Raw genomic sequence first — 24,959 nt, forward strand, 5'->3', positions numbered from 1 at the left:
TGGTGATCGGTGGTCAGTCAGTGGTTGGTCTGGGCGAGGTAGGCGTCCAGGGTGGCGCTGCGGTGCCGGCGGGCAGCCTGCTCGATCTCGTCGGCGTCGGCACCGTCCTCGATCAGCCGCAGCAGCGCCTCGTGCTCCTCGACCGATTCGCTGGCCCGGCCCGGGACGAAGCGGAACGTGGAGGACCGCAGCGCGGCGAGCCGGTTCCAGCCCCGGTGCACCAGGTCCAGGATGTGCGGGTTGGGGCAGTGTTCGAACAGGACGCTGTGGAAGTCCTGGTTCAGCCGGGTGAACCGGACGGGGTCGAAGTGCTCCAGGCACTCGCGCATCTCGGCGTTGACCGCCCGGGCCCGGGCCACGTCCGCGGCGCCGATCAGGGGAGCGGACAGTGCGGTCGCGGCACCCTCGACGATGCTGAGGGTCTGCATCGTGTAGAGGTACTCGGTGGGGTCGATCCCGGCGACGGTGGCGCCGATGTTCCGCTCGAACGTCACCAGTCCCTCGGCCTCGAGCCGGCGGATCGCCTCCCTGACCGGGACCACGCTGACGCCCAGGTCCTTGGCAATGGCGCCGAGCACCAGCCGGTAGCCGGGGGAGTAGCTGCCGTCCACGATCCTGGCCTTGACCGCCTCGTAGGCAAGCTGGGACTTGCTGGCGGCAGCGGTGGTTCCGGCGCCTGGAGCGGCGGTCTCAGTCACGGGGCTGCTCCGCGTCCCAGGCTTCGTACTTCCCGCGCCAGGCGGCGTCGAGCGGGTAGAGGCCGTCCACGCTGTGCCCCTGCGCCACCATCTCGGCGATGAAGGCCTCCTCGCGTTCCTGGGCGATGGAGTCCTCGGCCAGTTCCTCGGCGAGGGCCGGCGGGATCACCAGGATGCCGTCGGCGTCGGCGACGATGATGTCCCCGGGCTGGACGGTGGTGCCGCCACAGGCAATGGTGATGTCCGTGTCCCAGGGGACGTGCCGGCGGCCCAGGACGGCGGGATGCGGGTTGGCGAAGTAGGTGGGCATCTCCAGGGCGGCGACGGCGGACAGGTCGCGGACGCCGCCGTCGGTGATGATGGCGGCCGCGCCGCGGACCTGGGCGCGGAGGGCCAGGATGTCCCCGACCGTGCCGGTGCCCTTCTCGCCCCGGGCCTCCATGACCAGGATCTCGCCGTCGTTGACCGTGTCGATGGCGCGCTTCTGGGCGTTGAAGCCGCCGCCGTGGGTCTTGAAGAGGTCCTCCCGGTTGGGCACGTAGCGCAGGGTCCGGGCCAGGCCCACGATCCGCTTTCCGGGGCGGGTGGACTGGAGCCCGTCGATGCTGACGTTGTTCAGGCCACGCTTGCGCAGCTGCGAGGACAGGGTGGCGGTGCAGACGCTCTCGAGTTTCGCCTTCAGCTCCGGGGGCAGGGCAGGTGCGGTGTTTTCGGCGGTACCGGACTCGGGGAGGCCGGCCGCCGCGCGGGAGCCGTACGCCTCCTCGCGCTGGGTGTCGTCGGCCTTGGGCCCGGCGCCGAAGTCGGCGAACGGCGTCGCTCCCTCGGTCACTGTGGTGCGCAGCCGGCCGGTGCTGTGCGCGCCGCCGCTGACTTCGACCTCGACGACGTCGCCGGGCCGGGCCACGGAGGCTCCGGCCGGGGTGCCGGTGAGGATGATGTCACCCTCCTGCAGCGTGAGCAGCTGGGAGAGGTCCGCGACCAGCCGGGCGAAGGGGAAGAGCAGGTCCGCGGTGGTGTCGTCCTGGACCAGCTCGCCGTTGTGCCAGGTGCGGATCCGCAGCCCGGCCGGGTCGATGGCGTCGGCCGGGATCAGGGCCGGGCCCACCGGGGTGAACCCGTCGCCGCCCTTGGAACGGACGTTGGAGCCCTTGTCCGCGTAGCGCAGATCGTAGACGCCGAGGTCGTTGCTGGCGGTCACCGCGGCGACGTAGCTCCAGGCGTCCTCGATGCCGATGCGGCGGGCGTCCTTGCCGATGACCAGGGCCACCTCGCCCTCGAAGCCGAGCAGTTCGCAGCCTGCCGGACGTTCGACGCTTGAGCCGGAGAGGGCCAGGGAGGACGATGGCTTCAGGAAGTACGAGGGCTGCTCCGGCGTGCGGCCGCGCTGGGCGGCCCGGCTGGGGTAATTGAGGTGGACCGCAATGACCTTCCGTGCCGCGGCCAGGGTGTGGTCGGTGACCTGTTCCAAGAGCTACTCCTCATCGAGTACGAAATCGTATACGATCACTGTCCCCCTGGGGGTGGGGCCCTGTCAACCCCGTCACCGCGGGATATTTCGAGCCACTTGTAAGCTGCGTCATACCTGCCGTACAGTCAATGAGCAGACAGAAGCGTTCTATTATCGAACGCAAAATTCTATTATCGAACACCCTGGGTGTGGAGCCGTAGCCGGCGCCCGAAGCCCAACGCCACACAACGAAGTGAGGACAGCCCGTGCATTTCCACCACCACGGATACGTTTCCGGTGACCCGCGGGTCCAGCCCGCCGCCGGCGTCGGCCTCGACCGCCCCGACGAGCTGCCCGACCGGATGGACGTGCTGATCGTCGGTACCGGCCCCGCCGGCATGCTGGCCGCCGCGCAGCTTGCCCAGTTCCCCGGCGTCAGTACCCGCATCATCGAACGCCGTCCGGGCCGCCTCGCCATCGGCCAGGCCGACGGCATCCAGGCCCGCAGCGTCGAGACGTTCCAGGCCTTCGGCTTCGCCGAGCGGATCATCGCCGAGGCGTACCGGATCACCGAGATGGCGTTCTGGAAGCCGGACCCGGCCGACGCCACCCGGATCGTCCGCTCCGCCCGCGCCCTGGACGACCCCGCCGGCATCAGCGAATTCCCGCACCTGATCGTCAACCAGGCCCGCGTCCTGGACTACTTCGCCGAGTTCATGGCTAACTCCCCGGCCCGGATGCGGCCCGACTACGGCTGGGATTTCGTCCGCCTCGAGGTGGGGGAGGGCGACTACCCCGTCACCGTCACCCTCACCCGCACCGCCGGGCCCGACGCCGGCACCGAGCGCACCGTCCGGGCCAAATACGTCGTCGGTGCCGACGGCGCCCGCAGCCGCGTCCGCGACTCGATCGGCTGCACCATGGCCGGGGACAAGGCCAACCACGCCTGGGGCGTCATGGACGTGCTGGCCAACACCGACTTTCCGGACATCCGCACCAAGTGCGCCATCACCTCCGGCTCCGGCGGCAGCATCCTGTTGATTCCGCGCGAGGGAGGACACCTGTTCCGCATGTATGTGGACCTGGGTGTGGTCCCCGAGGGCGACGCCGGCGCCGTCCGGCAGACCAGCATCGAGCAGATCATCGCCAAGGCCAACGCCATCATCCACCCCTACACGCTGGACGTCCGCAACGTCGCCTGGCACAGCGTCTACGAGGTGGGCCACCGGCTCACCGACCGGTTCGACGACGTCGTCCCCGCGGACCGCGGGACCCGCACCCCGCGGGTGTTCATCACCGGCGACGCCTGCCACACCCACAGCGCCAAGGCCGGCCAGGGCATGAACGTGTCCATGCAGGACGGCTTCAACATCGGCTGGAAGCTGGGCCACGTGCTCGAGGGACGCAGCCCGGAGGAGCTGCTGGCGACCTACTCGGCCGAGCGCCAGGTGGTGGCGAAGAACCTCATCGACTTCGACAAGGAATGGTCCACCCTGATGGCCAAGAAGCCGGAGGAGTTCAACAGCCCCTCCGAGCTGGAGGACTTCTACGTCAGCACCGCCGAATTCCCGGCCGGCTTCATGACCCAGTACGCCCCGTCCATCCTGATCGGCGAGCCGGTGCACCAGGACCTCGCCGCCGGGTTCCCGATCGGCAAGCGCTTCAAATCCGCGCCCGTCGTCCGGGTCTGCGACACCAACCCCCTGCACCTGGGCCACCAGGCCACGGCGGACGGCCGCTGGCGGATCTACGTCTTCGCAGATCCCGCTGTGGCCGGCGCCCCCTCGCCCACCACGGACCTGGCGGCCTGGCTGGCCGGGGCCCCGGAATCGCCCGTGGCCGCGACGCCCGAAGGCCTGGACCGGGATGCCTGGTTCGACGTCAAGGTCATCTACCAGCAGCCCCACACGGAGGTGGACATCACCGCCGTCCCGGACGTATTCAAGCCACAGGTGGGCCCCTTCGCGCTGACCTACCTGGAGAAGGTCTACGGCACGGACCCGTCCGCGGACATCTTCGACCTGCGCGGCATCAGCCGGGACGGCGCCGTCGTCGTGGTCCGGCCGGACCAGTACGTCGCCACGGTGCTGCCGCTGACGGCGACGGCGGAACTCGCCGCCTTCTTCGCCCCGCTCCTTCCCCGGCAGTCGGCCCTCCCGGTCTCCTGAGGGCGGCGCCAGCCGCGCAGTCCCGCGAACCGCCGCCGGCGCCCCTACGGCACCGGCGGCGTTTCCTTGACCGGAAGCGCGGCCGGTGTTCGAATGAAAACGCCAGGCGGGATTCCCGGCAGGCCCGCCAGCCGCTCCCGGAAACGTGAGCGGAGCAACCGCACACCGCTGCCAGCCCGAGCGCACGGAGGTCGCACCATGGACAACACCGGATCACAGGCCGCCCGGCCGTCGAGGGACTCCGTTGAGTCCGACCCCGACTACGACTTCGCCGACGACGCACCGGTCGAGGACTCGGAGACCGTCGAGGAGGAGCTGCTGGAGGAGGCCGACCAGCGACTGCCCCTGGACACGGAGGACTTCCTGGGTGAGGACCAGCCCGTCGGGTCGCCGGACGCGGACGAGTTCCGCGGCCCGGAGGACGGCGGGTAGCCCCGGCCCCACACAGCGCGACGGCGGCGCCCCCCCCGGGAGGCGCCGCCGTCGTTCTTAATCCGTCGTTTTAGTGCACGCGGACCCTTAGTGTGTGAGAACCGGGACCTCGTCCGGTTCCTGCTCCGCCGAACCGCCGGCGACCCGCTGCTGCCACGAGCGCATCACGGCGGCGTCGGTTGGCTTGGTCAGCAGCGAGACCGCCACGTAGACCAGCGCCGAAGCGATCAGGCCGTAGTAGATCGGTTCGTTGGCGTAGATGCCGTCCAGCGGGACCTCTGCGTTGATCTCGAGGATGATCATGGTGCCAAGGGTGATGACCGATCCCACGGCCATGGACGCGGCGGCGGCGATCCCGGTGCCGCGCTTCCAGACCAGGCCGCCCAGGATTGCCACCAGCAAGCCGCCGACCAGGATGTCGTAGGCGATGGTGAGCGCGGCGACGACGTCCTTGGTGATGATCGCGATGACGATCGCCACGACGCCCAGGCCCAGGACCCAGACGCGGTTGGCCTTGACGTCGTGCTCCGGGTTGTCCGTGTCGTCAGTGTTGACGGTCTTGCCGAACCAGCCGGCGACGAAGGGCACGACGTCGGCGCGGGCCACCGTGGCCGCGGCGATCAGGGCGCCGGAAGCGGTGGACATCATGGCGGCGACGGCGGCGGCGAGCACCAGGCCACCGATGCCGATCGGCAGCAGGTTGGTGGCGACCTCCGCGTAGACCACGTCCTTGCCGAGCGCCTTCACGTCGATGGCGGGCAGGGCCACGCGGGCGCCGAGGCCGATCAGGGCGCCGGCGGCACCGTAGAGGATGCAGTAGATGCCCGCGGTGGCGCCGCCCCAGCGGGCGACGGAGGGGGTCTTGGCCGTGAACACGCGCTGCCAGATGTCCTGGCCGATCAGCAGGCCCAGCGTGTAGACGACGAAGTAGGTGATGATCGTCTGCACGCCGATGCCGTCGATCTGGAAGAAGCTGGCATCCACGCGGCTGCGGATGCCGTCCAGGCCGCCCGCGGCGTTGAGGGTGAACGGGAGCATGAGCAGGAAGATGCCGACCGTCTTGATCACGAACTGGACCTGGTCCGCCAGAGTGATGGACCACATGCCGCCGATCGTGGAGTAGATCAGCACGATTGCGCCGCCGACGGCGATCGCGAGCGCCCGGTCCCAGCCGAAGAGCACCACGAAGATGGTGGCGTAAGCGCCCGTGGAGGTGGCGCAGAGCATCAGGGTGTAGGCCAGCATGACGATGCCCGAGGCCTGGGTGGCGCGGCTGCCGTAGCGCAGGGTCAGCATCTGGGAGACGGTGTAGATCTTCAGCTTCTGGATGGTCCCGGCGAAGAGGAGGCTCAGCAGCAGGACGCCGGCGCCGATCGCCACCACCAGCCACATGCCGGAGATGCCGAACTTGTAGCCGAGGCCGACGCCGCCGACGGTGGAAGCGCCGCCCAGGACGACGGCGGCCATGGTGCCGGTGTAGAGGAAGGGTCCGAGCCGGCGGCCGGCTACGAGGAAGTCGCTGTTGTTTTTGGTGCGGGACTTGCCCCACCAGCCGAACGCCAGCATTGCGATCAGATACACCACCACGATGGCGATGTTGAGGAATTGTGCATCCATAGAGGCTCCTTGGAGCGGTTGTGGCAGCCCGCGGGCCGGCCGCGGCACTGCGAAGCGGCCGCCGGATCTGCTGGACGGAAGAACATGCGGAGGGTGCGAGGTGTAACGTTCATTGCCAAATAGGCAACACCTGTTGCCAAACGCTAGATTGTGATGGTGCTTACAGTCAACCTGTGAACGCCGTGTGTCCCAGCGGGGAACGGCCTCGGGGCAACGGCTAGGATTGGCACCAATGCTGGGGCCGCGCGGCCGGCCGTGAAAGGTTCCCAAATGAAGGCTCTCCCTGTTGAACCGAGCAACGTTCCGGTTGCCATCGGCTCCAGAATCCGCGCCGCGCGGCAGTCCCAGCGGCTCACCATCGAACAGGTCGCCGACGCCACCGGCCTGACCAAGGGCTTCCTGAGCCGGGTGGAGCGGGACCTGACCTCCCCGTCGGTGAGCTCCCTCGTGACGCTCTGCCAGGTCCTCTCCATCTCCATCGGCGACCTCTTCGCCGCCCCGGAGACGCACCTGACCCGACGAGGCGAGGGTCCGCGGATCTCCCTCGGCGGCGAGGGAATCGTTGAGCGGCTGCTCACGGCCCGCTCCGAGCGGCGGCTGCAGATCATCCAGGCCGTGATCGAACCCCGCGGCCGCGGAGAGTCCGAACTGTACGCCGTGGACTGCGACGTCGACGTCCTGCACGTGGTCAAGGGCAGCATCCGGCTGGTCCTGACCAATGAGTCCTTCGACCTGGCGGCCGGCGACACTGTCACCTTCCCGGGCCGTGAACCGCACACTTGGATCAACCCCACCGACGAGCCCGTCGAGGTGCTCTGGGTGCTGGTCCCTGCCGCCAGCCAGTAGCTCCCCTCCCCGTACGTTCCTCCCCGGTTACCTCCTCCCGGCCGGGTTTGGGGTTGGGCGGCGGTCATGGGTGGCGCCCGCCGCTCCGCGGGTGGTCTCTGGCGCGGGAGCGGGTAACCGGGCGGGAGCGTACGTTGTTTGAGCGCGCCTCCCGCGGACCACGAGCCAGCCCGGAAAGGGGGAGCGGGCCTATCTGGACAACTCCGGGGCCTCCTCCGCCCGGTCCAGCGTGCGATGCGCGGAGCCACCCGGAGCCAGTCAGAAGTAAACAACAGGTGCGCAGCAGGCAACTCCGAGTGTATGATGGCAGTCACATCCACCCCTGTATCCAGAAGGAGACGCCCGCTTGGAAGAGTTGCGCATCGAGGCCAACGGAAACCTTGGCCCCATCGATTCCGCCCGCATCCCCCGGTACGCCGGCGCGGCCACCTTTGCCCGCCTGCCCCGCCTCGACCAGGTGGCCAAGGCGGACGTCACGGTGGTGGGCGTGCCCTTCGACTCCGGGGTGTCCTACCGGCCCGGCGCCCGCTTCGGCGCCAACCACGTCCGCGAGGCCAGCCGCCTGCTGCGGCCCTACAACCCGGCCTGGGACGTCAGCCCGTTCGAGAACCTCCAGGTGGCCGACGCCGGCGACATGGCTGTCAACCCGTTCAACATCAACGAGGCCATCGAGTCCATCCAGCAGAACGCGCTGGACCTGACCGCCGCCGGCAGCAAGCTGTTGACCCTCGGCGGGGACCACACCATCGCCCTGCCGCTGCTGCGCGCCGCCGCCGAACGCTCCGGCCAGCCCGTCGCCATGCTGCACTTCGACGCCCACCTGGACACCTGGGACACCTACTTCGGCGCCGAGTACACCCACGGCACCCCCTTCCGCCGCGCCGTCGAGGAGGGCATCCTCGACACCGAGGCGATCAGCCACATCGGCACCCGCGGCCCGCTCTACGGCAAGAAGGACCTCGACGACGACCACCGCTTCGGCTTCGGCATCGTCACCTCCGCGGACGTCTACTACCAGGGCGTGCTGGAAACCGTCGCCAAGGTCCGCGACCGGATCGGCAACCGCCCGCTCTACATCTCCGTTGACATCGACGTCCTCGATCCGGCCCACGCCCCCGGCACCGGCACCCCGGAGGCCGGCGGCCTCACCAGCCGCGAGCTGATCGAGATCATCCGCGGTTTCCGCGGCATGAACCTCGTGGGCGCCGACGTCGTCGAGGTCGCCCCGGCCTACGACCACGCGGACATCACCGGCGTCGCCGGCAGCCACGTCGCCTACGAACTGGTGACCCTGATGGCGGACAACGCGGCCGACGGCGGCCCGACGTCGGGCAACGGCTACGGGGCGCAGGCGCTGGGCCGCGAAAACCGCCGCCCGGCCGGCTTTGCTGCCGCTCCCGCCCAGGCCCCGGCCGCATCCGCGGAGGCGGCCCGATGAGCGGCGTCCGCAACGGCGGCGACCTCGTCGTCGAAACCCTGGAAGCGCTCGGCGCCAAAACCGTCTTCGGCATCCCCGGCCAGCACGCCCTGGGCCTGTTCGACGCCATGGGCCGCGGCAACCTCCAGTTCGTCTCCTCCCGGGTGGAAAACAACTCCGCCTTCGCCGCGGACGGCTACTCCCGCGCCACCGGCGAGGTCGGCGTGCTCTTCCTCTCCACCGGCCCGGGCGCCCTGACCTCCCTGGCCGGCCTGCAGGAGGCCTACGCCACCGGCGTGCCGATGGTCGTGGTCGCGAGCCAGATCCCGTTGGAGGGACTCGGTGCCCGGCGCAAGGGCATGCTTCACCAGCTCGATGACCAGAAGGCCTCCGCCGCCAACGTCACCAAGAGCCAGCGGCTGATCCAGCACGCCTCCGGCATTCCTTCCGCCATCCAGGACGCCTGGACCGAGGCCATCTCCTCCCCGCAGGGCCCGGTTTGGATCGAAATCCCGCAGAACGTGCTGCTGGACCCGATCATGGTGCCCCCGGTGGAGGACGCCCTCGCCGAGGCCGCCGATAACCCGCCCCGGGTGGAGTTGGTCCGCGAGGCCGTGAAGTGGCTCGAGGACGCCAAACGCCCGGCCATCATCGCCGGCGGCGGCACCCGCCGCGGCCACGCGGAGAAGTCCCTGCTGTCGCTGGCCGAGAAGCTCCGCGCTCCGGTGATCTGCACCCCCGGCGGCAACGGTGCCTTCCCCTGGACCCATGAACTCTCGCTGCAGTCCTGGATCGAAGACCAGCACATGACCGAGCTGCTCGAGGACGCCGACGTGCTGATCGTCATCGGCTCCTCGCTGGGCGAGGTCACCTCCAACTACTTCACCTTCGAGCCGCGCGGCCGGATCATCCAGATCGACGCCGAACCCCGCGTGCTCGAGTCGAACCGGCCGGGCCTGGGCATCCGGGCCGACGCCGGGCAGGCCCTCGCCGCCCTGGACGAGGCTTTGACCGAACCCCACGGGGAACGCGCCGACTGGCACGGCACCCCGCCGGAAACCCTGGTCAAGGACACCCTCGCCAAGGTCCGCGCCCGGCTGGAGTCCCAGGACCTCGGCAAGGAACTGCAGTTCATGGCGGAGATCCGCGAGGCGGTCCCCGCCACCATGCAGACCTTCTGGGACATGACCATCTCCGCCTACTGGGCCTGGAGCTGCTGGGACGCCCGCGAGGGCCAGTTCCACTCCGCGCAGGGCGCCGGCGGCCTGGGCTTCGGCTTCCCCGCCGCGATCGGCGGGGCGGTGGGCCTCGAGACGACAGGGCGGTCCGGCGCCTCGGCAAGGGTCCTGGCGGTCTCCGGCGACGGCTCGGCAATGTACTCCATCTCCGAGCTCGCCACGGCCAAGCAGCACAACGTCCCGGTCACCTGGCTGATCGTCGACGACGGCGGGTATGGCATCCTGCGCGAGTACATGGTGGGCGCCTTCGGCAAGGCCACCGCCACCGAACTCGCGCGGCCGGACTTCGTCAAGCTCGCCGAGGCGTTCGGCGTTCCCGCGGTGCGGGTGGCCCCCGAGAACGTGGGGGAGGCGCTCAAGGCCGGCTTCGCCGCGGACGGCCCCAACGTCGTCGTCGTCGAGACCCTGCTCAAGATGTTCGCCCCTACCCACTTGGACGTCTAAAACCAGCAGAACGAAAGGCCCCGATCCACCCGGATCGGGGCCTTTCGCCGTCTCCGGAGGACCCTCATGGCAGCCCCATGGCAGGTCCGCGAAGCCCATCACGAACGCCCTTAGTTTCCCAAAGCAATCATTTTCATGTATTGTTGCTTCGGGCAAGCAAATAAGGGGGCATCCTCACATGTCAGTCGCATCGACCACTGCAGCCAAGTTGGTCCACCACATTTTTGATCTTCAGCGCGCCGTCCGGTGCGTTGCCGCCGCGAGCCTGCGCGGCGACGATACCGGCGTCGCGCTTCAGGGCGTCCTCCGCTTCGTTGGGGAGGGCGAGACCCGCGCCACCCACCTGGCGGAACGGCTCGGCGTCAGCGCCCCGGTCCTCAGCCGGCACCTCTCGGAGCTGGTCGACCACGGCTACGTCGTACGCCGGCCCGATCCCGAGGACGGCCGCGCCCAGCTCGTGGCGCTGTCCCCGGCGGGCGTGGAGAAGCTCCGCGTCATCGAGGAACACCGGGCGGCCAGCCTGCAGTCCCTGTTGCAGGACTGGAGCGAGGACGACGTTGAAGAGACCGCCCGCTCACTGAAAAAACTTGCCGAGTCCCTTCGGAACTCGGCCCGGGCAAAGACGGCCGGATCCACCGATACCACCACCTTTGTTGAGGAGTAAAGATATGGCCAGTCACGCAGCGGCCGCCGGGCCATCCCCGACAGCCACGCAGAATCCCCAGCCCGCACCCCAGGTGGTGATGTCGCACCGCCAGATCATGGAGGCCCTCACCGGCCTGCTGGCAGCGTTCTTCACCGCGATCATCAGCAGCACCATCGTCGCCAACGCCCTGCCGACCATCATGTCGGAGCTCAAGGGCACCCAGACCGACTTCGCCTGGGTGATCACGGCCGCGCTGTTGGCCAACGCGGCCACCACCCCCATCTGGGGCAAGCTCGCGGACCTCTTCGACAAGAAGTTCCTGGTCCAGCTGAGCATCGTTGTCTTCGTCGCCGGCTCCGTGATGGCGGGTTTCTCCCAGACCATCCCGTTCCTGCTCACAGCCCGCGTCATCCAGGGCATCGCCATGGGTGGCCTGACCGCGCTCGCCCAGGCCATCATCGGCTCGATGATCCCGCCGCGTGACCGCGGCAAGTACTCCGGCTACATGGGTGCCGTCATGGCCGTCGGCACCGCGGGTGGCCCGCTCCTGGGCGGCTTCATCGTGGACAGCCCGCTGGGCTGGCGCTGGACCTTCTTTGTCTGCGTCCCGCTCGCCATCATCGCGCTGATCCTGCTGCAGATCACGCTGAAGCTCCCGCACGTCAAGCGCCCCGCCAAGATCGACTGGCTGGGCTCGATCCTGCTCACCTCCGGCGTCAGCCTGCTGCTGATCTGGGTCTCCTTCGCCGGCAACCCGGACTACTACGACTGGTGGTCCTGGCAGACGGTCGCCATGGTCGGCGGCGGCATCGCCCTCCTGGCCCTGCTGGTCTTCGTCGAAGGCCGCGTCGCGCAGCCGGTCATCCCGCTCAAGATCATCTCCGAGCGCACCACGGCCCTGGCCATCCTGGCCTCCGTCGCCGTCGGCGTCGCGATGTTCGGTTCCTCCGCGTTCCTGGGCCAGTACTACCAGGTGGCCCGCGGCGCTAGCCCCACCGAGGCCGGCCTGCTGACCTTGCCGATGATCGCCGGCAACCTGATCGGCTCGGTCCTCTCCGGCCAGCTGATCAGCCGCACCGGCAAGTGGAAGCGCTACCTGATCGCCGGTTCCATCCTGCTGATCGGCGGCCTGGGCCTCGCCGGCACCATCGACCACACCACCGAACTCTGGATCACCGGCCTCTACACCGCGGTCCTCGGCCTCGGCCTGGGCCTGCTGATGCAGAACCTCGTCCTCGCCGTCCAGAACACCGTCCGGGCCACGGACATCGGCACCGCCAGCGCCTCGGTCGCGTTCTTCCGCTCCGTCGGCGGCGCGATCGGCGTCTCCGTCCTCGGCGCCGTCCTGGGCAACCGGGTCAAGGAACTCGCCACCCAAGGCCTGGCCGCGGCCGGCATCCCCGTTCAGGGCGGCTCCTCCGGTGGCAGCCTGGACCTCAAGGACCTGCCCCCGCAGATCCGCGACATCATGCGCGCCGCCTACGGTGATGCCACGGCGGAAATCTTCATGATCTCGGCGATCGTGGGCATCCTAGCGCTGGTTTCCGTCCTGTTCATCAAGGAGAAGCCGCTGCGCCGCACCGTGGATGTCCAGCCCGAGCCCGCCGCCCAGACCGCGGCGTCCGGAGCCATCACCGGATCCGGTGCGGACATCGACGCCGGGGCTGCCGCCCACGCCGTCGCCGCCCACGGTCCTGCCGGCGGGGGTTCCGCCCAGGGTCCCGGCGAGCCGTCCACGGACACCACCCCCACCGGGATCGTGGACCTGGACCGCGAGTTCATCGAGGTCCTGAGCCGGCAGCGGAACGGCGGAACCCGGTTCCCCGCCGCGGCCCGCGAGCAGGGCCCGGCCGACGACGCCGACGCCCGCGCGGAGCGTGAGGGTGCCCGCCTCCGGTCCCGGACCATGGTGGCGGACGCGAAGGCCGACGACGCCGACGTGCTGCAGCTGCTCATGCAGACCCAGCGGCTGCTCGCCGAGCAGCAGGTCCAGCTCGCGGACGCCCTCCGCACGGTGCATGACCAGGCCGCCGAGCAGCGCGCGATCGCCGCTGAACAGGCCCGCGTGGCCGAGCAGCTCACCACGCTCCGCCGCCAGCTGGCCAAGGAACGGAAGCTGCAGCGCGCCGCCGCGGACTACATCGCCACGCACGGCCGGCACCGCGGCGAATAGCCCCGCGCACCGCCAGGCGTCGCAGCCAGGATCCGGCGGCCCCGTACCTTCCCGCGAGGGGAGGTGCGGGGCCGTTGGTCTCCCTTTCCGGACGCTGTTCCGCCGGCGCCCAAGACCTCGTAGAGTTGGACGGCTAAGGCTGTCGGCCCCTGCTGCTTTACTTTTGTCATGTATTTGGATTAACCGCTTCTTCCAGAAGGACCAGTGGGCATGCTTCTCACCCTCATCCGGCGCTACTCGAGGCCGTACCTGCCGTTCATCGCGGCCGTCGTCGTCTTCCAGTTGGCCTCCACCATCGCCGCGCTGTACCTGCCGAGCCTCAATGCGCAGATCATCGATGAGGGCGTCTCGCGCGGCGACACCGACTACATCTGGCGCACCGGCGCCCTGATGCTCGGTGTCGCCCTGGTCCAGGTGGTCACGGCCATCGCCGGCGTTTACTTCGGCTCCCGCGCGGCTATGGCCTTCGGCCGCGACCTGCGCCGCGGGGTCTTCCGCAAGGTCAGCAGCTTCTCCGCCCGCGACGTCAACATCTTCGGGGCGCCGTCGCTGATCACCCGCGGCACCAATGACGTGCAGCAGGTGCAGATGCTGATGCTGATGGCGCTCAACTTCATGGTGGCCACCCCCATCATGTGCATCGGCGGCATCGTGATGGCCCTCCGCGAGGACCTGAACCTCTCCTGGCTGGTGTGGGTCGCCGTCCCGCTGCTGGTGGTGGTGGTCGGCTACCTGGTGGTCCGGCTGATGCCGCTGTTCCGCTCCATGCAGGCCAAGATCGACCGGCTCAACGCCGTCCTGCGGGAGCAGATCATCGGCATCCGCGTGGTCCGCGCCTTCGTCCGCGAACCGCACGAGGAGCAGCGCTTCGGCGCCGCCAACCAGGACCTGACCAACGTCTCGCTCAAGATCGGCTCGCTGTTCGTCCTGATGTTCCCGGCAATCGGCATGATCCTGCACATCTCCACCGCGGCCGTGCTCTGGTTCGGCGGCCAGCGGGTGGACGCGGGGGAGATGCAGGTCGGGTCGCTGACCGCGTTCCTGCAGTACCTGCTCCAGATCCTGATGGCGGTCATGATGGGCACCTTCATGGCCATGATGATCCCGCGCGCCTCCGTCTGCGCGGACCGCATCGGCGAGGTGCTCGACGTCGAACCCTCCATCCACGAGCCCGGCACCCCCGTGGCTCCCGCCGCCCGGGCCGGCCGGGTGGAATTCCGGAACGTCTCCTTCGCCTACCCCGGCGCCGAGGCCCCCGTGCTCAGCGACATCAGCTTCACCGCCGAACCCGGCCAGACCGTGGCCATCATCGGGTCCACCGGCGCCGGCAAGAGCACCCTGCTGGCCCTGCTGCCCCGCCTGTTCGACGCCGCCTCGGGCGAGGTCCTGCTGGACGGCGTCCCCGTCACCAACCTGGACCGGGCCGAGATCACCAGCCGCGTCGCCATGGTCCCGCAACGGCCCTACCTGTTCTCCGGAACCATCGGGCACAACCTGCGGTTCGGCAAGTCCGAAGCCACCGACGCCGAGCTCTGGGACGCCCTCACCGTGGCGCAGGCAGCCAACTTCGTCCGCGAGAAGAAGAACGGCCTCGACGCCCGGATCGCCCAGGGCGGCACCAACGTCTCCGGCGGCCAGCGCCAGCGGCTCTGCATCGCCCGGGCCTTGGTCACCGAACCCAAGGTCTTCCTCTTCGACGACTCGTTCTCCGCGCTCGACGTCGCCACCGACGCCCGGCTACGCAAGGCCCTCAAGGCCAAGACCGCTGACGCCACAGTCATCATCGTCGGTCAGCGGGTCTCCACCATCGCCGACGCGGACCAGATCCTGGTGCTGGACAAGGGCCGGATCGTGGACCGCGGCACCCACGAGGAGCTCCTCGAGAGCTCCAGCACCTACCAGGAAATTGTCGAATCCCAGCTGACCGCGGAGGCCATCGCGTGAGCACCAACGAAAAGCTCGGCCGCAACGCGCCCGACGAAACGGCCGGCGCTGTGACCGGCCCGCAGGACGCACCGGACACCGCCGACGAGGACTTCGTCGAGGAGGAATTCACCCCCGGCGAGGCCGACGGCGGCATGTTCGGCGCGGTCCCGGCAAAGAAGGCCCAGCACTTCTGGCCCTCGGCGAAGCGCCTGATGGGCCTGCTGAAACCCGAACGCGCCGGCATCATCGCCGTCCTGGCCATGGTGACGGTCGCCGTCGTCCTCAACGTCGTCGCACCCCGGATCCTCGGCCAGGCCATGGACGTGATCTTCGGCGGGGTCGTCGGCAAGCAACTGCCGGCCGGGGCCACCAAGGACCAGTTCATCGCCGGGCTCCGCGCCCAGGGCCAGGACAACTTCGCGGACATGCTCTCCCGGATGGACGTGATCCCCGGCGTCGGCATCGACTTCCAGAAGCTTGCGTTCCTCATCAGCGTGGTGCTGGTGATGTACTTCGTCGCCAACATCTTCCTCTGGCTGCAGGGCTACGTCCTCAACGTCCTGGTCATGCGGGTGGTGCGCCGGCTGCGGGATGACACCGAGGAGAAACTCAACGCGCTGCCGCTGAACTACTTCGACACCCGCCAGCGGGGCGACATCCTCTCCCGCGTCACCAACGACGTCGACAACATCCAGCAGGCCCTGCAGCAGGCGTTCGCGCAGCTGGTGAACTCGGCACTGACCGTGATCGGCATCGTCATCATGATGTTCATCGTGTCCTGGCAGCTGGCCCTGATCGCCCTCATCGCGCTGCCGCTCTCCGGGGTGGCCGCCGGTGTCATCGGCGCGCGCAGCCAGAAGCTCTTCGCCGCGCAGTGGAAGAACACCGGCGAACTCAACGGCCAGATCGAGGAGTCCTTCTCCGGGCACGACCTGGTCCGGGTCTTCGGCCGCGACGCGGACATGCTGGCCCGCTTCGACGAACGGAACGAGGAACTCTACAAGGCCAGCTTCGGCGCCCAGTTCGTCTCCGGCATGATCATGCCGGTCATGCAGTTCGTCTCCTACCTCAGCTACGTGGGCATCGCCGTCGTCGGCGGCCTGCGCGTGGCCTCCGGCGGGATGAGCCTGGGAGACGCCACCGCGTTCATCCAGTACTCGCGCGAGTTCACCCAGCCGCTGGGGCAGATGGCCGGCATGGCCAACATGCTGCAGTCCGGCGTCGCCTCCGCCGAGCGCGTGTTCGAGTTCCTCGACGCCGACGAGCAGGATCCGGAGACCGCCACAGACCAGCTGCCGGCCAGGACCGACGGTCACGTGGAGTTCAACCACGTCACCTTCAGCTACACGCCGGACAAGCCGCTGATCGAGGACCTGTCCTTCACCGCCGAACCCGGCCACACCGTCGCGATCGTCGGACCAACCGGCGCCGGCAAGACCACGCTGGTGAACCTGGTGATGCGCTTTTATGAGCTCAACGCCGGCACCATCACCCTGGACGGCGTGGACATCACCCGGCTCAGCCGCGCCGAGCTGCGCTCCAAGGTGGGAATGGTGCTGCAGGACGCCTGGCTGTTCGGCGGCACCATCTACGAGAACATCCGCTACGGCAAGCTGGACGCCACCGAGGATCAGATTATGGCCGCCGCCAAGGCCACCTTCGTGGACCGCTTCGTCCGGGCGCTGCCGGACGGCTACGACACGGTCATCGACGAGGAAGGCAACAACGTCAGCGCCGGCGAGAAGCAGCTGATCACCATCGCCCGCGCCTTCGTGGCCGACCCGTTGCTGCTGATCCTGGACGAGGCCACCAGCTCCGTGGACACCCGAACGGAGGCCCTGGTCCAGAAGGCCATGGCCGCGCTGCGGACCGAACGGACCAGCTTTGTCATCGCGCACCGGCTCTCCACCATCCGGGACGCGGACACCATCCTGGTGATGGAGGCAGGCCGGATCGTGGAGCAGGGCCGGCACGCCGAGCTGCTCGAGAGCCAGGGTGCCTACTACCGGCTGTACATGTCCCAGTTCGCCGGTGAGGACGCGGAGGCGGCCCTGGCCGACGCCGCGGGCGGCCCGACGCCGGTGCGCAGCTGAGCGCCGCGGCGGCCGGGGGAGCGGAGCCGCGCCGGCTGGAGGTGCGGGTGCCGATGCGCTGGGGCGATATGGACGCCTACGGCCATATCAACAACGTCCAGCTGGTCCGGATCCTGGAGGAGGCGCGCATCGCCGCCTTCGGGCCGCCCGGCGGCACTGGGCTGCCCGGCCTGGAGCCGGTGGTCCCGCTCTTCAGCGAGGTCCCCGCCGGCATCCTGGCGCTGGTGGTCGAACACCGCATCCGCTACGTCCGGACCCTGGAGTACCGCAACATCCCGGCCCTCGTGCAGCTCTGGATCGGCGCGGTCAAGGGTGCCAGCTTCGACATCCATTACCTGGTCCAGGACCCCGTCACCGGCGAGGACTGCGTCAAGGCCAGCAGCCACTTGGCCTTCGTGGACGAAGCCACCGGACGGGTGGTGCGGCTGACCCCGGAGCAGAAGGCCAAGCTGGAGCAGTTCACCGCCCGCTGACCGCGCGGACCCCAACTGACTCGCACCTCAGGCCGTTTTGAGGCTCCGGAACGGCCCCGGCTGCGAGTCAGTTGACCAAGAGGGATGGGGCGGGAGGCCCTTACCCCGGCCGCCCGCCCCGCCCTAGACTGGACGCGCCCCACGGGCATCGGCACAGAACCGACCAGAGCGAGGAGCAGGACCATGGCCAAGCGCAGCAAGGCGGCGGGCAAAAAGAAGACGTGGAAGGAACTCTCGCCGATGGCGAAGTTCGGCACCGTCACGGCGGCCCTCGTGCAGCTTTCCCTTTTGGTCGCGGCGCAGCGGGACATCTCCCGCCGGCCGGCGGAGGAAATCCGCGGCAGCAAGGCGCTCTGGCGGGTAGCCACGCTGGTGAACTTCGTCGGACCCGGCAGCTATTTCACCTTCGGCGTGAAGCGCAGGGCCGGCGGCAAGTAGCCCGCCCGGGCGCCTGGAGAACGCCCCGGACGGCCCGGCGACGGGCCGGCCCGTGATGCGGGCGTTCAGCTTAGGCCTGTAAATTGGAGGGCATGACCCCCCACAAAAAGCCTGCCATGCACCGCGCCCTCGGCATCTCCAAGGAAATCGAAGACGCGGCGTGGTTTGTGCTCGGCCCGGGTCTGCTCGGCAAGGCCTCCCCGCTGGATGGCCGCACCCGGACCTGGTCCGTGGCCGCCGCCTCGGAGCTGCTGGAGCGGCTGGAACGGGGCATCCCGGACCCCAAGGCACCCATGATGACCAACCTGCGGGAAAACCTTGAGGGGGCTACCCGCGGCGCGAAGCAGCTCGCCGTCGAACTGCTCTTCCTTCAGTCCCTCCCGCTGGCCCACGAGGTGAAGTCCCTCAAGGTCAAGCGTGCCCGCGTGGCCGAGGCCGCGTCCTGGCTTGAGCCTCCGCTGGACCTGCCGGAGGAGCTCTACGCCGGCATGACGGACCACGGTGTGATCCGGGACCGCACCGCAGAGTTCAACTGGACCATCTGGGACCACCTGAAGTGGCTCTGCCGCTTCGTCCGCCACGTCGCGCAGCGTCCCGCCGGCGTCGTGCAGGCCGCCATCAAGGACCCGCTGGCGTTCCACGAGCTGACCATGGGCACCCCGGATGACCAGCCGGCGATTCGCCGCAGCATCGAATTCCTGGTCTGGCCGGCCTACTTCGAACCGATCGTGGCCGACGTCGAACGCCAGGAGATCCGCGACGCGTTCGCCTCCCTGGTCGGCGGCGCGAAGGGCGATACGGATGAGGAGATTTCCGCCGACATCCACCGGATCCGCCTGCACCTGGACGAACAGGCCGGCCAGCGGATCGACTGGTACTCCCGGCAGCTGGTCAGCCAGTGGCGCAAGGTGGGGGACCCCGGCCGCCGCGCCTGGTTGCTGCGCAGCCACCACGACAATGCCGAGCTGCTCGCCGCGTGGCAGGACGAGGAAGCGGTGACGCTCGACGTCGAACACCTCCGCCAGCTCGACCCGGGCGTCACCGCGGGCCTGGTCCAGCACGCCGTTGACGAGGACTACAAGCACCTGAGCTACGTCGAGCGCGAGGACACCAAGACCGCCGTCTTCGCCTTTCTGACCGTCATGAAGCCGGGCGACCTCACGCTCTACCAAAGCGCCGGCGCGGTCCGCGTGGGCGTGGTGCTGGGCGAACCCGAACAGAACGAGGACAACCGCCGGCTGCGCCGCAAGGTCCGCTGGTTCGACGGCGACCACCAGCTCGCCGAGCTGCCCCGGCACGTGCAGCGGCAGCTGGCCAGCTCCGGCGTTGTCGTGGACGTCACCCGCGTGATCCAGGCGCTCGAGGCGCTGCTCCCGGCCGAGGCGGAGGGCGATGCCGCAGACGGCGCCGAGCCGGCCGCCGTCGTCGAACCCCCGTGCGAGGGCTTCCGTCCCCTGACCCCGGAGTTCGCCGCGACCCTGCACATGGACCTGGAGCCGCTCCAGGAAATCGCCGAAATGCTGGAGGAGAACCGGCAGCTGGTGCTGTACGGCCCGCCCGGCACCGGCAAGACCTACCTGGCCAAGCACCTCGCCGCCGAACTCGCCGGCGACACCGGGGACGAGCGGGTCAAGCTGGTGCAGTTCCACCCCTCCTACGCCTACGAGGACTTCTTCGAGGGCTACCGGCCGGACAAGACCGACGAGGGCCAGGTCTCCTTCAAGCTGGTGGCCGGTCCGCTGCGCCGGCTGGCCGAGGAAGCCGCGAAGCCGGGCAACGAGAAGAAGCCCTACTTCCTGATCATCGATGAGATGAACCGCGCCAACCTGGCGAAGGTCTTCGGCGAGCTGTACTTCCTGCTGGAGTACCGCGACGACCGGATCTACCTGCAGTACAGCCCCACCGAGCCGTTCTCGCTGCCGGACAACCTCTACATCATCGGCACCATGAACACGGCAGACCGCTCCATCGCCATGATGGACGCCGCGATCCGGCGCCGGTTCTCCTTCATCGAGCTGCACCCCAGCACCGAACCGGTGAAGGGGACGCTGCTGCGGTTCCTGCAGGCCCGCGGCCTCGACACGACGCCGGCGCTGCTGCTCGATGAGCTGAACAACGCGATCGACGAGTGGGACCGGGACCTGATGATCGGGCCGTCCTACTTCATGAAGAAGGCTGCGCAGACCCCCGCCGGGCTGCGGCGGATCTGGAAGTACGAACTGATGCCGCTGCTCGAGGAGCACTACCACGGTCAGCTGAACCGCGCCCAGCTGCAGGAGCGGTTCGGGCTCGAGCAGTTGATGGGTCGCCTTGCCCGCGTCTAGCGCCCTCCGGGACGGGTACGCCAAGCCGGGAGCCGGGCTGGCCGCCGGGCAGCCGGCCGTCCGGCACATCGCCATGGACGAGCTGTCCCAGGGTGTGGTGGAGCGCCTCGATCCCGGCAGCGCCGCGTACATCAACGGCAGCGGCCTGGCCAAGGCGTCGCCGCTGGGCATGGGCCTGTTCCGGATCGAACCGGTCGGGAAGGTCGGCTCGGTCCGGACCCCCACCGTCCAGCTGGAGGTCCGGCCCAAGGAGCGCCTCGGCCTGGCCCGGCTGCTGTTCCTGCTCGGCTACACCGAGAACCAGGGCTTCCGCGATGACGCCGTCGCCGCGGTGGAGGACGCCGAACTATGGAGCGCCCTGGCCGAGTCCCTGGCCCAGCTCGCCGACCGGGCGTTGAGTCGCGGTGTCCTGCAGGGGTACCTGAACGTGGACGAATCGCTGCGGACGGTCAAGGGCCGGATCAGGATCTCGGACCAGATTTCCCGCCGGCCCGGCATGCTGGTGCCGCTGGAGGTCTCCTACGACGAATTCACCGAGGACATCCCGGAAAACCGGATCCTGCGCGCGGCGTTGGAGCGGATGTCGCAGGTGCCGGGGGTCCGGGCGGACGTATTGAGCCGGCTGCGGCGGTTGAAGGGCAAGCTCGACGCGGTCACCCGGCTGCAGTCCGGGGCGCCGCTGCCGCCGTGGCGGGCCAGTCGGATGAATGTCCGCTACCACCCGGCGCTGCGCCTGGCCGAACTCATCCTGCGCAACGCCTCGGCCGAGGCCGGCGACGGAAAGCAGCAGGCGGCGTCGTTCGTCGTCGACATGTCCAAGGTGTTTTCCGACTTCGTGGGCGTCGCCCTGCGCGAGGCGATGGGTGCATTCCCGGGGGAGATGCGGCTGCGGTACAACGCCATGCTGAACGAGGCGGTGGACGACGCGGACCGGATCATGGTCCAGCCAGGCGCGGTGCACCTGCTCGGCGGCCGCCCCGTGATGGTGTACGACGCCAAGTACCAGGCCGCTTCCGACGTTGGCGCGTCCCTCTCGGGGGACCACTACCGGATGCTGGCCTACTGCACGTCCCTGCGGGTGCCCACCGCGTGGCTGATCTACCCCGGGTCGGGGGAAATTAAGCTGCGTCGGATCCTGAACACGGACATCGACGTCGTGGAGTTCCCGCTTGACCTGTCCCAGCCGCCGGCGCAGATTCTCGCCTCCGTGGCAGACCTGGCCCAGCAGTCCTGGGGCGAAGTCGTGCGTCAGGCAACCATCAGCCGCTAGGCCGGTGGCCTGTGCTTAGGCCGTGCCGTCCTGCACGGTGGTGGAAACCGAGAGCAGGTGGTTCAGCAGGGCCTTCTCAGGCTGGCCCGGATTGTCCGCCACGTGCTGGCGGAGACGTTCGCGGACGAGTGCCTCATCGGGGTTCTCGTCGGAAAGAATGGCGTCGATGATGTCGGTCACCTGCCTGCGGAGGGGATCGAGCTCCGACGCGGCCTCCGGACTGCGAACCGCGTGCAGCGGGCGGGCCTCGGTGGACAACAATAGGTGTGGCATCGTGCTTCTCCTGAGGAGTGAGTAGTACCCCCACGTACTGACCGATAGAGTCCTAGTTCCCCGAATGCCGAGTTTAGCCCAGGTGCGCAGGACTGTCTCTGGGCATAGCCCAGATATTTCCGTCGCGAGCATACCGGCACAGATCAGTTCCCCCGAAATCGTCACGAATCCACGACGGCGGGTTGCAGCAAACCGGCGCTGGGGCAGTGCCGGCGAAGCCGAGATTACCGGCCGGTAGGGCCTAGGACGCGGAGGCGGTGCGCGAAGGGTTCGACGGCGTGTCGTGCGTCACGTTGGCAACGGGGCGCGGTGCTTTGTGGTGCCGGCCGTTTCCGGGCCGAGGAAGGATTCCAGCTCGGCTTCCAGCGCGGGGAGATCTTTGATGCCGCACTCCCAGAGGGTGAGGACCTCCCAGCCCAGCTCTTCGAGCCGCTGGCGCTGTTCGGCGTCGCGGGCCTTTGTGCGGCTGCGTTTGGTGTCCCAGAATTCGGCGTTGCTCTTGGGCGCGTGCTGTCCCACGCGACAGTCGTGGAAATGCCAGAAGCAGCCGTTGACGAAGATGACCTTGCGCCGGCCCGCGAAGACGAGGTCCGGGTTGCCCGGGAGCTTGCCGCCCCGGGCGGTGCCGTGGAGGCGGTAGCGGTAGCCCTTGGCGTGCAGCAGCCTGCGGACCAGGAGCTCTGGTTTGGTGTTCTTGCCCCGGATGCGGGACATGTTCCAGCTGCGCCGCTCCGGGGTCAGACTGTCCGCCATGCGTTAAGTCTAGGCAGGGCTGCCGGCTGCGGCCGGCCCTGCCTCTGGTGGTTGGTTCTTCCTGCGACTCGGCCTTAGATGTCCCGTTCCGGATGTTCGCCGAACTGGAAGTGGCGTCCACTGACGGCGGTGGGGGCGATCTCGACGTAGAAGTCCTTGAGGGTGGGGACCCAGGGCTTGAGCTCCAAGGCCTCTGCGGCGGCGATCTCGGCGGAGTGTTCCAGGGTGCGGGCCGTGCCGCGCACCACCACCGACCACGCTTCTTCGGAGAGGATGCCGTCTGTTTCGAAGAGGACCTTGGCGTTGATGGTCAGCTCGGCGAGTTTATTGCCGGGGGCGGTGCGGAGATAAAGCTTTCGGTCTGCGACGGCGTAATTCACCGGGAAGATGTCCGGCTCGCCGCCGACGGTGACCACCAGACGCCCGTGCTTAGTGCCCTCGACGAGTTTCCAACATTGATCCTCGGTCAGAGTCAGGATCGGTTGACCTTCAGCGTGTTCGAACATCATGGGCCCATTCTTCTATCCGGTGTAGAGGGGCGCCAGAGGCCGAAAGGAACTGTTTGGCCGGGATGTGGGGCGGTCCGATTGATCTGTGGATAACTCTTACCGGGGGCCTGCGGTTCAGTTACCCTTAGGCATTGTTTGGATTTCAGGCGTCATGATTTTCTATTGGGGGATCAGCTGAACATGCCATTTCATAGTCCAAAGACCCGCCGGCTCTGCGCCGCAGTCGCCCTCTTTCTTGCCGCCCTGGTCGGTACGACGGCCTGCTCGGGCGGACAGTCCCCGCCGGCGCCGACGACGGCGGCCCCCGTGGAGTCGACCGCGTCCGCATCGCCGGGAACGACGTCGGCCACGCCCACTGCCGCTCCCGCCTACAAACCGGCCGATGCCTCCGGCCGCGCCCAGAATGTCCCCGTCCCGGTCTTGCCCGAGGCCGCCAAAGCTGAGACCAAGGAAGGACTCGAGGCCTTCGCGAAGTATTGGTTCGAGGTGCTCAGCTACGGCTACGAGACCGGAGACGTGAGCCGGCTGGATGCGATCACAGCCGCCGACTGCCAGCTTTGCGCGAATGTTTCCAAGTCCATAAGCACTAACTATCAAACCGATAGGTGGCTCGTCGGAGGGAAAATCGCGACTCCCTCTGTCACCGCAAACGCTGGTCCGGATACGAACGCCAATTTTCAGGTCGTGGTGCAGGTTCGGCAGTCCGCGATCGCCTATTACAAAAGTGATGGCTCGGAATTCCGTGCCGCCACCCCGCCCTCCGACACCGGCAACGTGATGCTCGCCGTCTATAAGGACGCCGCGTGGCGGGTGGCGGGCTTGCACCCGATCCGATGAGACCAAGGGGACGCCGATTCCGGCTCTTCATATTGCTGGCGCTGGGTCTAACTCTGCTCTGCCAGGCTCCCGGCGCGGCATTTGCCGACGAAGGGACGGACGCAGGATTTGGAAATCAGGGGGTAAATGTAGGTGGCTGGCGGCTGGACCCTGAAACGGGGCAATTCGCACCACTTGGATCGGGTATCCCCGCAAACGACCCCTACCAATACAAATACGAACTCCAATGTCATCTTGGCGGTGGAGAGTTCGATACCGTCTGCCTGGGCGATCTGGTTGACTGCAAATCCGGGCCCGACGGCAAACCGGGAATTCCCGTGGTGTGGCTCAAGGCTCCTGCGGGGGTGCCCAACCCGACGTGGAGCTTCCATTCCGGGCCGACCTGCCTCTTCGATCCAAAACCGGAGGATCTGCTGCCGCGCATCGCCGCGATGATTCAAACCGAGTTTCAAAAGTTGCCGATCAATCCCGGGCAGGCCACCGCACAACCCAGCCCGCATACGCTCCGCGGAGCCGAGACCAATTTCTTCGCCCAGTCGGCGGCTCAACAATTCGACATCACCATCCTGAACCAGTCCGTACATGTCACCGCCACCCCCGTCCAGTACACCTGGACGTATGGCGACGGCACCTCGCTGGGACCCACCCCGGCGGCCGGCGGCCCGCTGCCGCAGGAACGCTGGGGAGAGAAGACCTCCACCAGTCACGCGTACGCCGAGACCGGTGACTTCGGCGTCGTCCTCACCACCCACTTCCAGGGAACGTACTCCGTCAACGGCGGGCCCCCGCTGCCCATCCCCGGGCAGGGGCAGTTCAGCGGTCCCTCGCAGACCGTCAGCGTGTGGCGGTCCATCACCCGGAACTTTGCCGACGACTGCCTCCGCAACCCGCAGGGCCAGGGCTGTCCCGCCGGAGCCCCGCCGTCCCCCTGACA

At 68.5% G+C, this 24,959-nt stretch carries 21 protein-coding genes; 15 read left to right on the forward strand and 6 right to left on the reverse strand.

From position 1 onward, the window contains the following. Positions 1-17: 17 nt before the first annotated feature. Together AB0305_RS08775 and AB0305_RS08780 are read right to left on the reverse strand one after the other, a co-directional pair. Positions 18-698, reverse strand: a complete 681-nt coding sequence (locus AB0305_RS08775; protein ID WP_364138661.1) for a GntR family transcriptional regulator — start codon at positions 696-698, stop codon at positions 18-20. Then, positions 691-2,169: a fumarylacetoacetate hydrolase family protein gene (locus AB0305_RS08780; protein ID WP_364138659.1), complete on the reverse strand. Its 1,479-nt coding sequence runs from the start codon at positions 2,167-2,169 to the stop codon at positions 691-693. Before AB0305_RS08780 ends, AB0305_RS08775 begins: the two co-directional genes overlap by 8 nt. Positions 2,170-2,414: 245 nt before the next feature. Between AB0305_RS08780 and AB0305_RS08785 the strand changes: the two genes are divergently transcribed. Both AB0305_RS08785 and AB0305_RS08790 read left to right on the forward strand, forming a co-directional pair. Next, complete coding sequence (locus tag AB0305_RS08785; RefSeq protein ID WP_364138657.1) at positions 2,415-4,316, forward strand: FAD-binding monooxygenase; 1,902 nt, start codon at positions 2,415-2,417, stop codon at positions 4,314-4,316. A gap of 198 nt (positions 4,317-4,514) precedes the next feature. Beyond that, positions 4,515-4,748: a hypothetical protein gene (locus AB0305_RS08790; protein WP_364138655.1), complete on the forward strand. Its 234-nt coding sequence runs from the start codon at positions 4,515-4,517 to the stop codon at positions 4,746-4,748. 87 nt (positions 4,749-4,835) lie between these two features. Here AB0305_RS08790 and AB0305_RS08795 read toward each other — a convergent pair whose 3' ends face one another. Further along, positions 4,836-6,365 (reverse strand): sodium:solute symporter, encoded by a 1,530-nt coding sequence (locus AB0305_RS08795; protein ID WP_364138652.1) that lies wholly within the window; start codon positions 6,363-6,365, stop codon positions 4,836-4,838. Between the two features lie 270 nt (positions 6,366-6,635). Between AB0305_RS08795 and AB0305_RS08800 the strand changes: the two genes are divergently transcribed. The 11 genes from AB0305_RS08800 to AB0305_RS08850 all read left to right on the forward strand — a co-directional run bounded on the left by AB0305_RS08800 (position 6,636) and on the right by AB0305_RS08850 (position 21,653). Then, positions 6,636-7,211: a cupin domain-containing protein gene (locus tag AB0305_RS08800; RefSeq protein WP_364138650.1), complete on the forward strand. Its 576-nt coding sequence runs from the start codon at positions 6,636-6,638 to the stop codon at positions 7,209-7,211. A gap of 346 nt (positions 7,212-7,557) precedes the next feature. Beyond that, on the forward strand, positions 7,558-8,649 hold the full coding sequence (gene speB, locus AB0305_RS08805) for an agmatinase (RefSeq protein ID WP_364138648.1): 1,092 nt from the start codon (positions 7,558-7,560) through the stop codon (positions 8,647-8,649). Beyond that, positions 8,646-10,310: a thiamine pyrophosphate-binding protein gene (locus tag AB0305_RS08810; RefSeq protein ID WP_364138645.1), complete on the forward strand. Its 1,665-nt coding sequence runs from the start codon at positions 8,646-8,648 to the stop codon at positions 10,308-10,310. Before speB ends, AB0305_RS08810 begins: the two co-directional genes overlap by 4 nt. A 178-nt stretch (positions 10,311-10,488) precedes the next feature. After that, on the forward strand, positions 10,489-10,974 hold the full coding sequence (locus AB0305_RS08815; RefSeq protein ID WP_290258649.1) for a MarR family transcriptional regulator: 486 nt from the start codon (positions 10,489-10,491) through the stop codon (positions 10,972-10,974). Between the two features lie 4 nt (positions 10,975-10,978). Beyond that, complete coding sequence (locus AB0305_RS08820) at positions 10,979-13,129, forward strand: MFS transporter (RefSeq protein WP_364138642.1); 2,151 nt, start codon at positions 10,979-10,981, stop codon at positions 13,127-13,129. A 210-nt stretch (positions 13,130-13,339) separates the two neighbouring features. Next, the gene (locus AB0305_RS08825) at positions 13,340-15,073 is read left to right on the forward strand and encodes an ABC transporter ATP-binding protein (RefSeq protein ID WP_364138639.1); all 1,734 of its coding nucleotides are present in this window, start codon (positions 13,340-13,342) and stop codon (positions 15,071-15,073) included. A gap of 134 nt (positions 15,074-15,207) precedes the next feature. Then, entirely contained in the window at positions 15,208-17,148 is a 1,941-nt protein-coding gene (locus AB0305_RS08830; protein ID WP_364138849.1) for an ABC transporter ATP-binding protein, read from the forward strand. A 53-nt stretch (positions 17,149-17,201) separates the two neighbouring features. After that, positions 17,202-17,621: a thioesterase family protein gene (locus AB0305_RS08835; RefSeq protein ID WP_364138637.1), complete on the forward strand. Its 420-nt coding sequence runs from the start codon at positions 17,202-17,204 to the stop codon at positions 17,619-17,621. 183 nt (positions 17,622-17,804) lie between these two features. Continuing rightward, complete coding sequence (locus tag AB0305_RS08840; protein ID WP_290258646.1) at positions 17,805-18,059, forward strand: hypothetical protein; 255 nt, start codon at positions 17,805-17,807, stop codon at positions 18,057-18,059. Between the two features lie 92 nt (positions 18,060-18,151). Then, complete coding sequence (locus tag AB0305_RS08845) at positions 18,152-20,383, forward strand: AAA family ATPase (protein ID WP_364138634.1); 2,232 nt, start codon at positions 18,152-18,154, stop codon at positions 20,381-20,383. A 73-nt stretch (positions 20,384-20,456) separates the two neighbouring features. After that, positions 20,457-21,653 carry a restriction endonuclease gene (locus AB0305_RS08850; RefSeq protein ID WP_364138847.1) on the forward strand — a complete coding sequence of 399 codons (1,197 nt, stop codon included), beginning with the start codon at positions 20,457-20,459 and terminating at the stop codon, positions 21,651-21,653. A gap of 15 nt (positions 21,654-21,668) precedes the next feature. On the opposite strand, the gene AB0305_RS08855 is transcribed toward AB0305_RS08850, so the two are convergent. The 3 genes from AB0305_RS08855 to AB0305_RS08865 form a co-directional block, all read right to left on the reverse strand. Further along, entirely contained in the window at positions 21,669-21,926 is a 258-nt protein-coding gene (locus AB0305_RS08855; RefSeq protein WP_290258644.1) for a hypothetical protein, read from the reverse strand. A 288-nt stretch (positions 21,927-22,214) separates the two neighbouring features. Continuing rightward, positions 22,215-22,679: a very short patch repair endonuclease gene (locus tag AB0305_RS08860; RefSeq protein ID WP_364138630.1), complete on the reverse strand. Its 465-nt coding sequence runs from the start codon at positions 22,677-22,679 to the stop codon at positions 22,215-22,217. 74 nt (positions 22,680-22,753) lie between these two features. Next, entirely contained in the window at positions 22,754-23,188 is a 435-nt protein-coding gene (locus tag AB0305_RS08865; RefSeq protein ID WP_364138627.1) for a pyridoxamine 5'-phosphate oxidase family protein, read from the reverse strand. 306 nt (positions 23,189-23,494) lie between these two features. On the opposite strand from AB0305_RS08865, the gene AB0305_RS08870 reads away from it, so the two are divergent. After that, the gene (locus AB0305_RS08870; protein WP_366172416.1) at positions 23,495-24,025 is read left to right on the forward strand and encodes a DUF6318 family protein; all 531 of its coding nucleotides are present in this window, start codon (positions 23,495-23,497) and stop codon (positions 24,023-24,025) included. 455 nt (positions 24,026-24,480) lie between these two features. Beyond that, a complete protein-coding gene (locus AB0305_RS08875; protein ID WP_364138623.1) occupies positions 24,481-24,957 on the forward strand; it encodes a hypothetical protein in 477 nt (158 codons plus the stop codon). The last annotated feature ends 2 nt before the right edge of the window (positions 24,958-24,959 follow it).

The organism is Arthrobacter sp. NPDC080086 (assembly GCF_040702285.1).

What these genes read in the sequence shown, in the direction of transcription:
- AB0305_RS08810 (WP_364138645.1), top strand. Translation starts at nt 8,646, where the DNA reads ATGAGCGGCGTCCGCAACGGCGGCGACCTCGTCGTCGAAACCCTGGAA.
- AB0305_RS08860 (WP_364138630.1), bottom strand. Translation starts at nt 22,679, where the DNA reads ATGGCGGACAGTCTGACCCCGGAGCGGCGCAGCTGGAACATGTCCCGC.
- AB0305_RS08790 (WP_364138655.1), top strand. Translation starts at nt 4,515, where the DNA reads ATGGACAACACCGGATCACAGGCCGCCCGGCCGTCGAGGGACTCCGTT.
- AB0305_RS08845 (WP_364138634.1), top strand. Translation starts at nt 18,152, where the DNA reads ATGACCCCCCACAAAAAGCCTGCCATGCACCGCGCCCTCGGCATCTCC.
- AB0305_RS08825 (WP_364138639.1), top strand. Translation starts at nt 13,340, where the DNA reads ATGCTTCTCACCCTCATCCGGCGCTACTCGAGGCCGTACCTGCCGTTC.
- AB0305_RS08800 (WP_364138650.1), top strand. Translation starts at nt 6,636, where the DNA reads ATGAAGGCTCTCCCTGTTGAACCGAGCAACGTTCCGGTTGCCATCGGC.
- AB0305_RS08830 (WP_364138849.1), top strand. Translation starts at nt 15,208, where the DNA reads ATGTTCGGCGCGGTCCCGGCAAAGAAGGCCCAGCACTTCTGGCCCTCG.
- AB0305_RS08855 (WP_290258644.1), bottom strand. Translation starts at nt 21,926, where the DNA reads ATGCCACACCTATTGTTGTCCACCGAGGCCCGCCCGCTGCACGCGGTT.
- AB0305_RS08820 (WP_364138642.1), top strand. Translation starts at nt 10,979, where the DNA reads ATGGCCAGTCACGCAGCGGCCGCCGGGCCATCCCCGACAGCCACGCAG.
- AB0305_RS08840 (WP_290258646.1), top strand. Translation starts at nt 17,805, where the DNA reads ATGGCCAAGCGCAGCAAGGCGGCGGGCAAAAAGAAGACGTGGAAGGAA.
- AB0305_RS08795 (WP_364138652.1), bottom strand. Translation starts at nt 6,365, where the DNA reads ATGGATGCACAATTCCTCAACATCGCCATCGTGGTGGTGTATCTGATC.
- AB0305_RS08850 (WP_364138847.1), top strand. Translation starts at nt 20,457, where the DNA reads ATGGACGAGCTGTCCCAGGGTGTGGTGGAGCGCCTCGATCCCGGCAGC.
- AB0305_RS08865 (WP_364138627.1), bottom strand. Translation starts at nt 23,188, where the DNA reads ATGATGTTCGAACACGCTGAAGGTCAACCGATCCTGACTCTGACCGAG.
- AB0305_RS08835 (WP_364138637.1), top strand. Translation starts at nt 17,202, where the DNA reads ATGCGCTGGGGCGATATGGACGCCTACGGCCATATCAACAACGTCCAG.
- AB0305_RS08815 (WP_290258649.1), top strand. Translation starts at nt 10,489, where the DNA reads ATGTCAGTCGCATCGACCACTGCAGCCAAGTTGGTCCACCACATTTTT.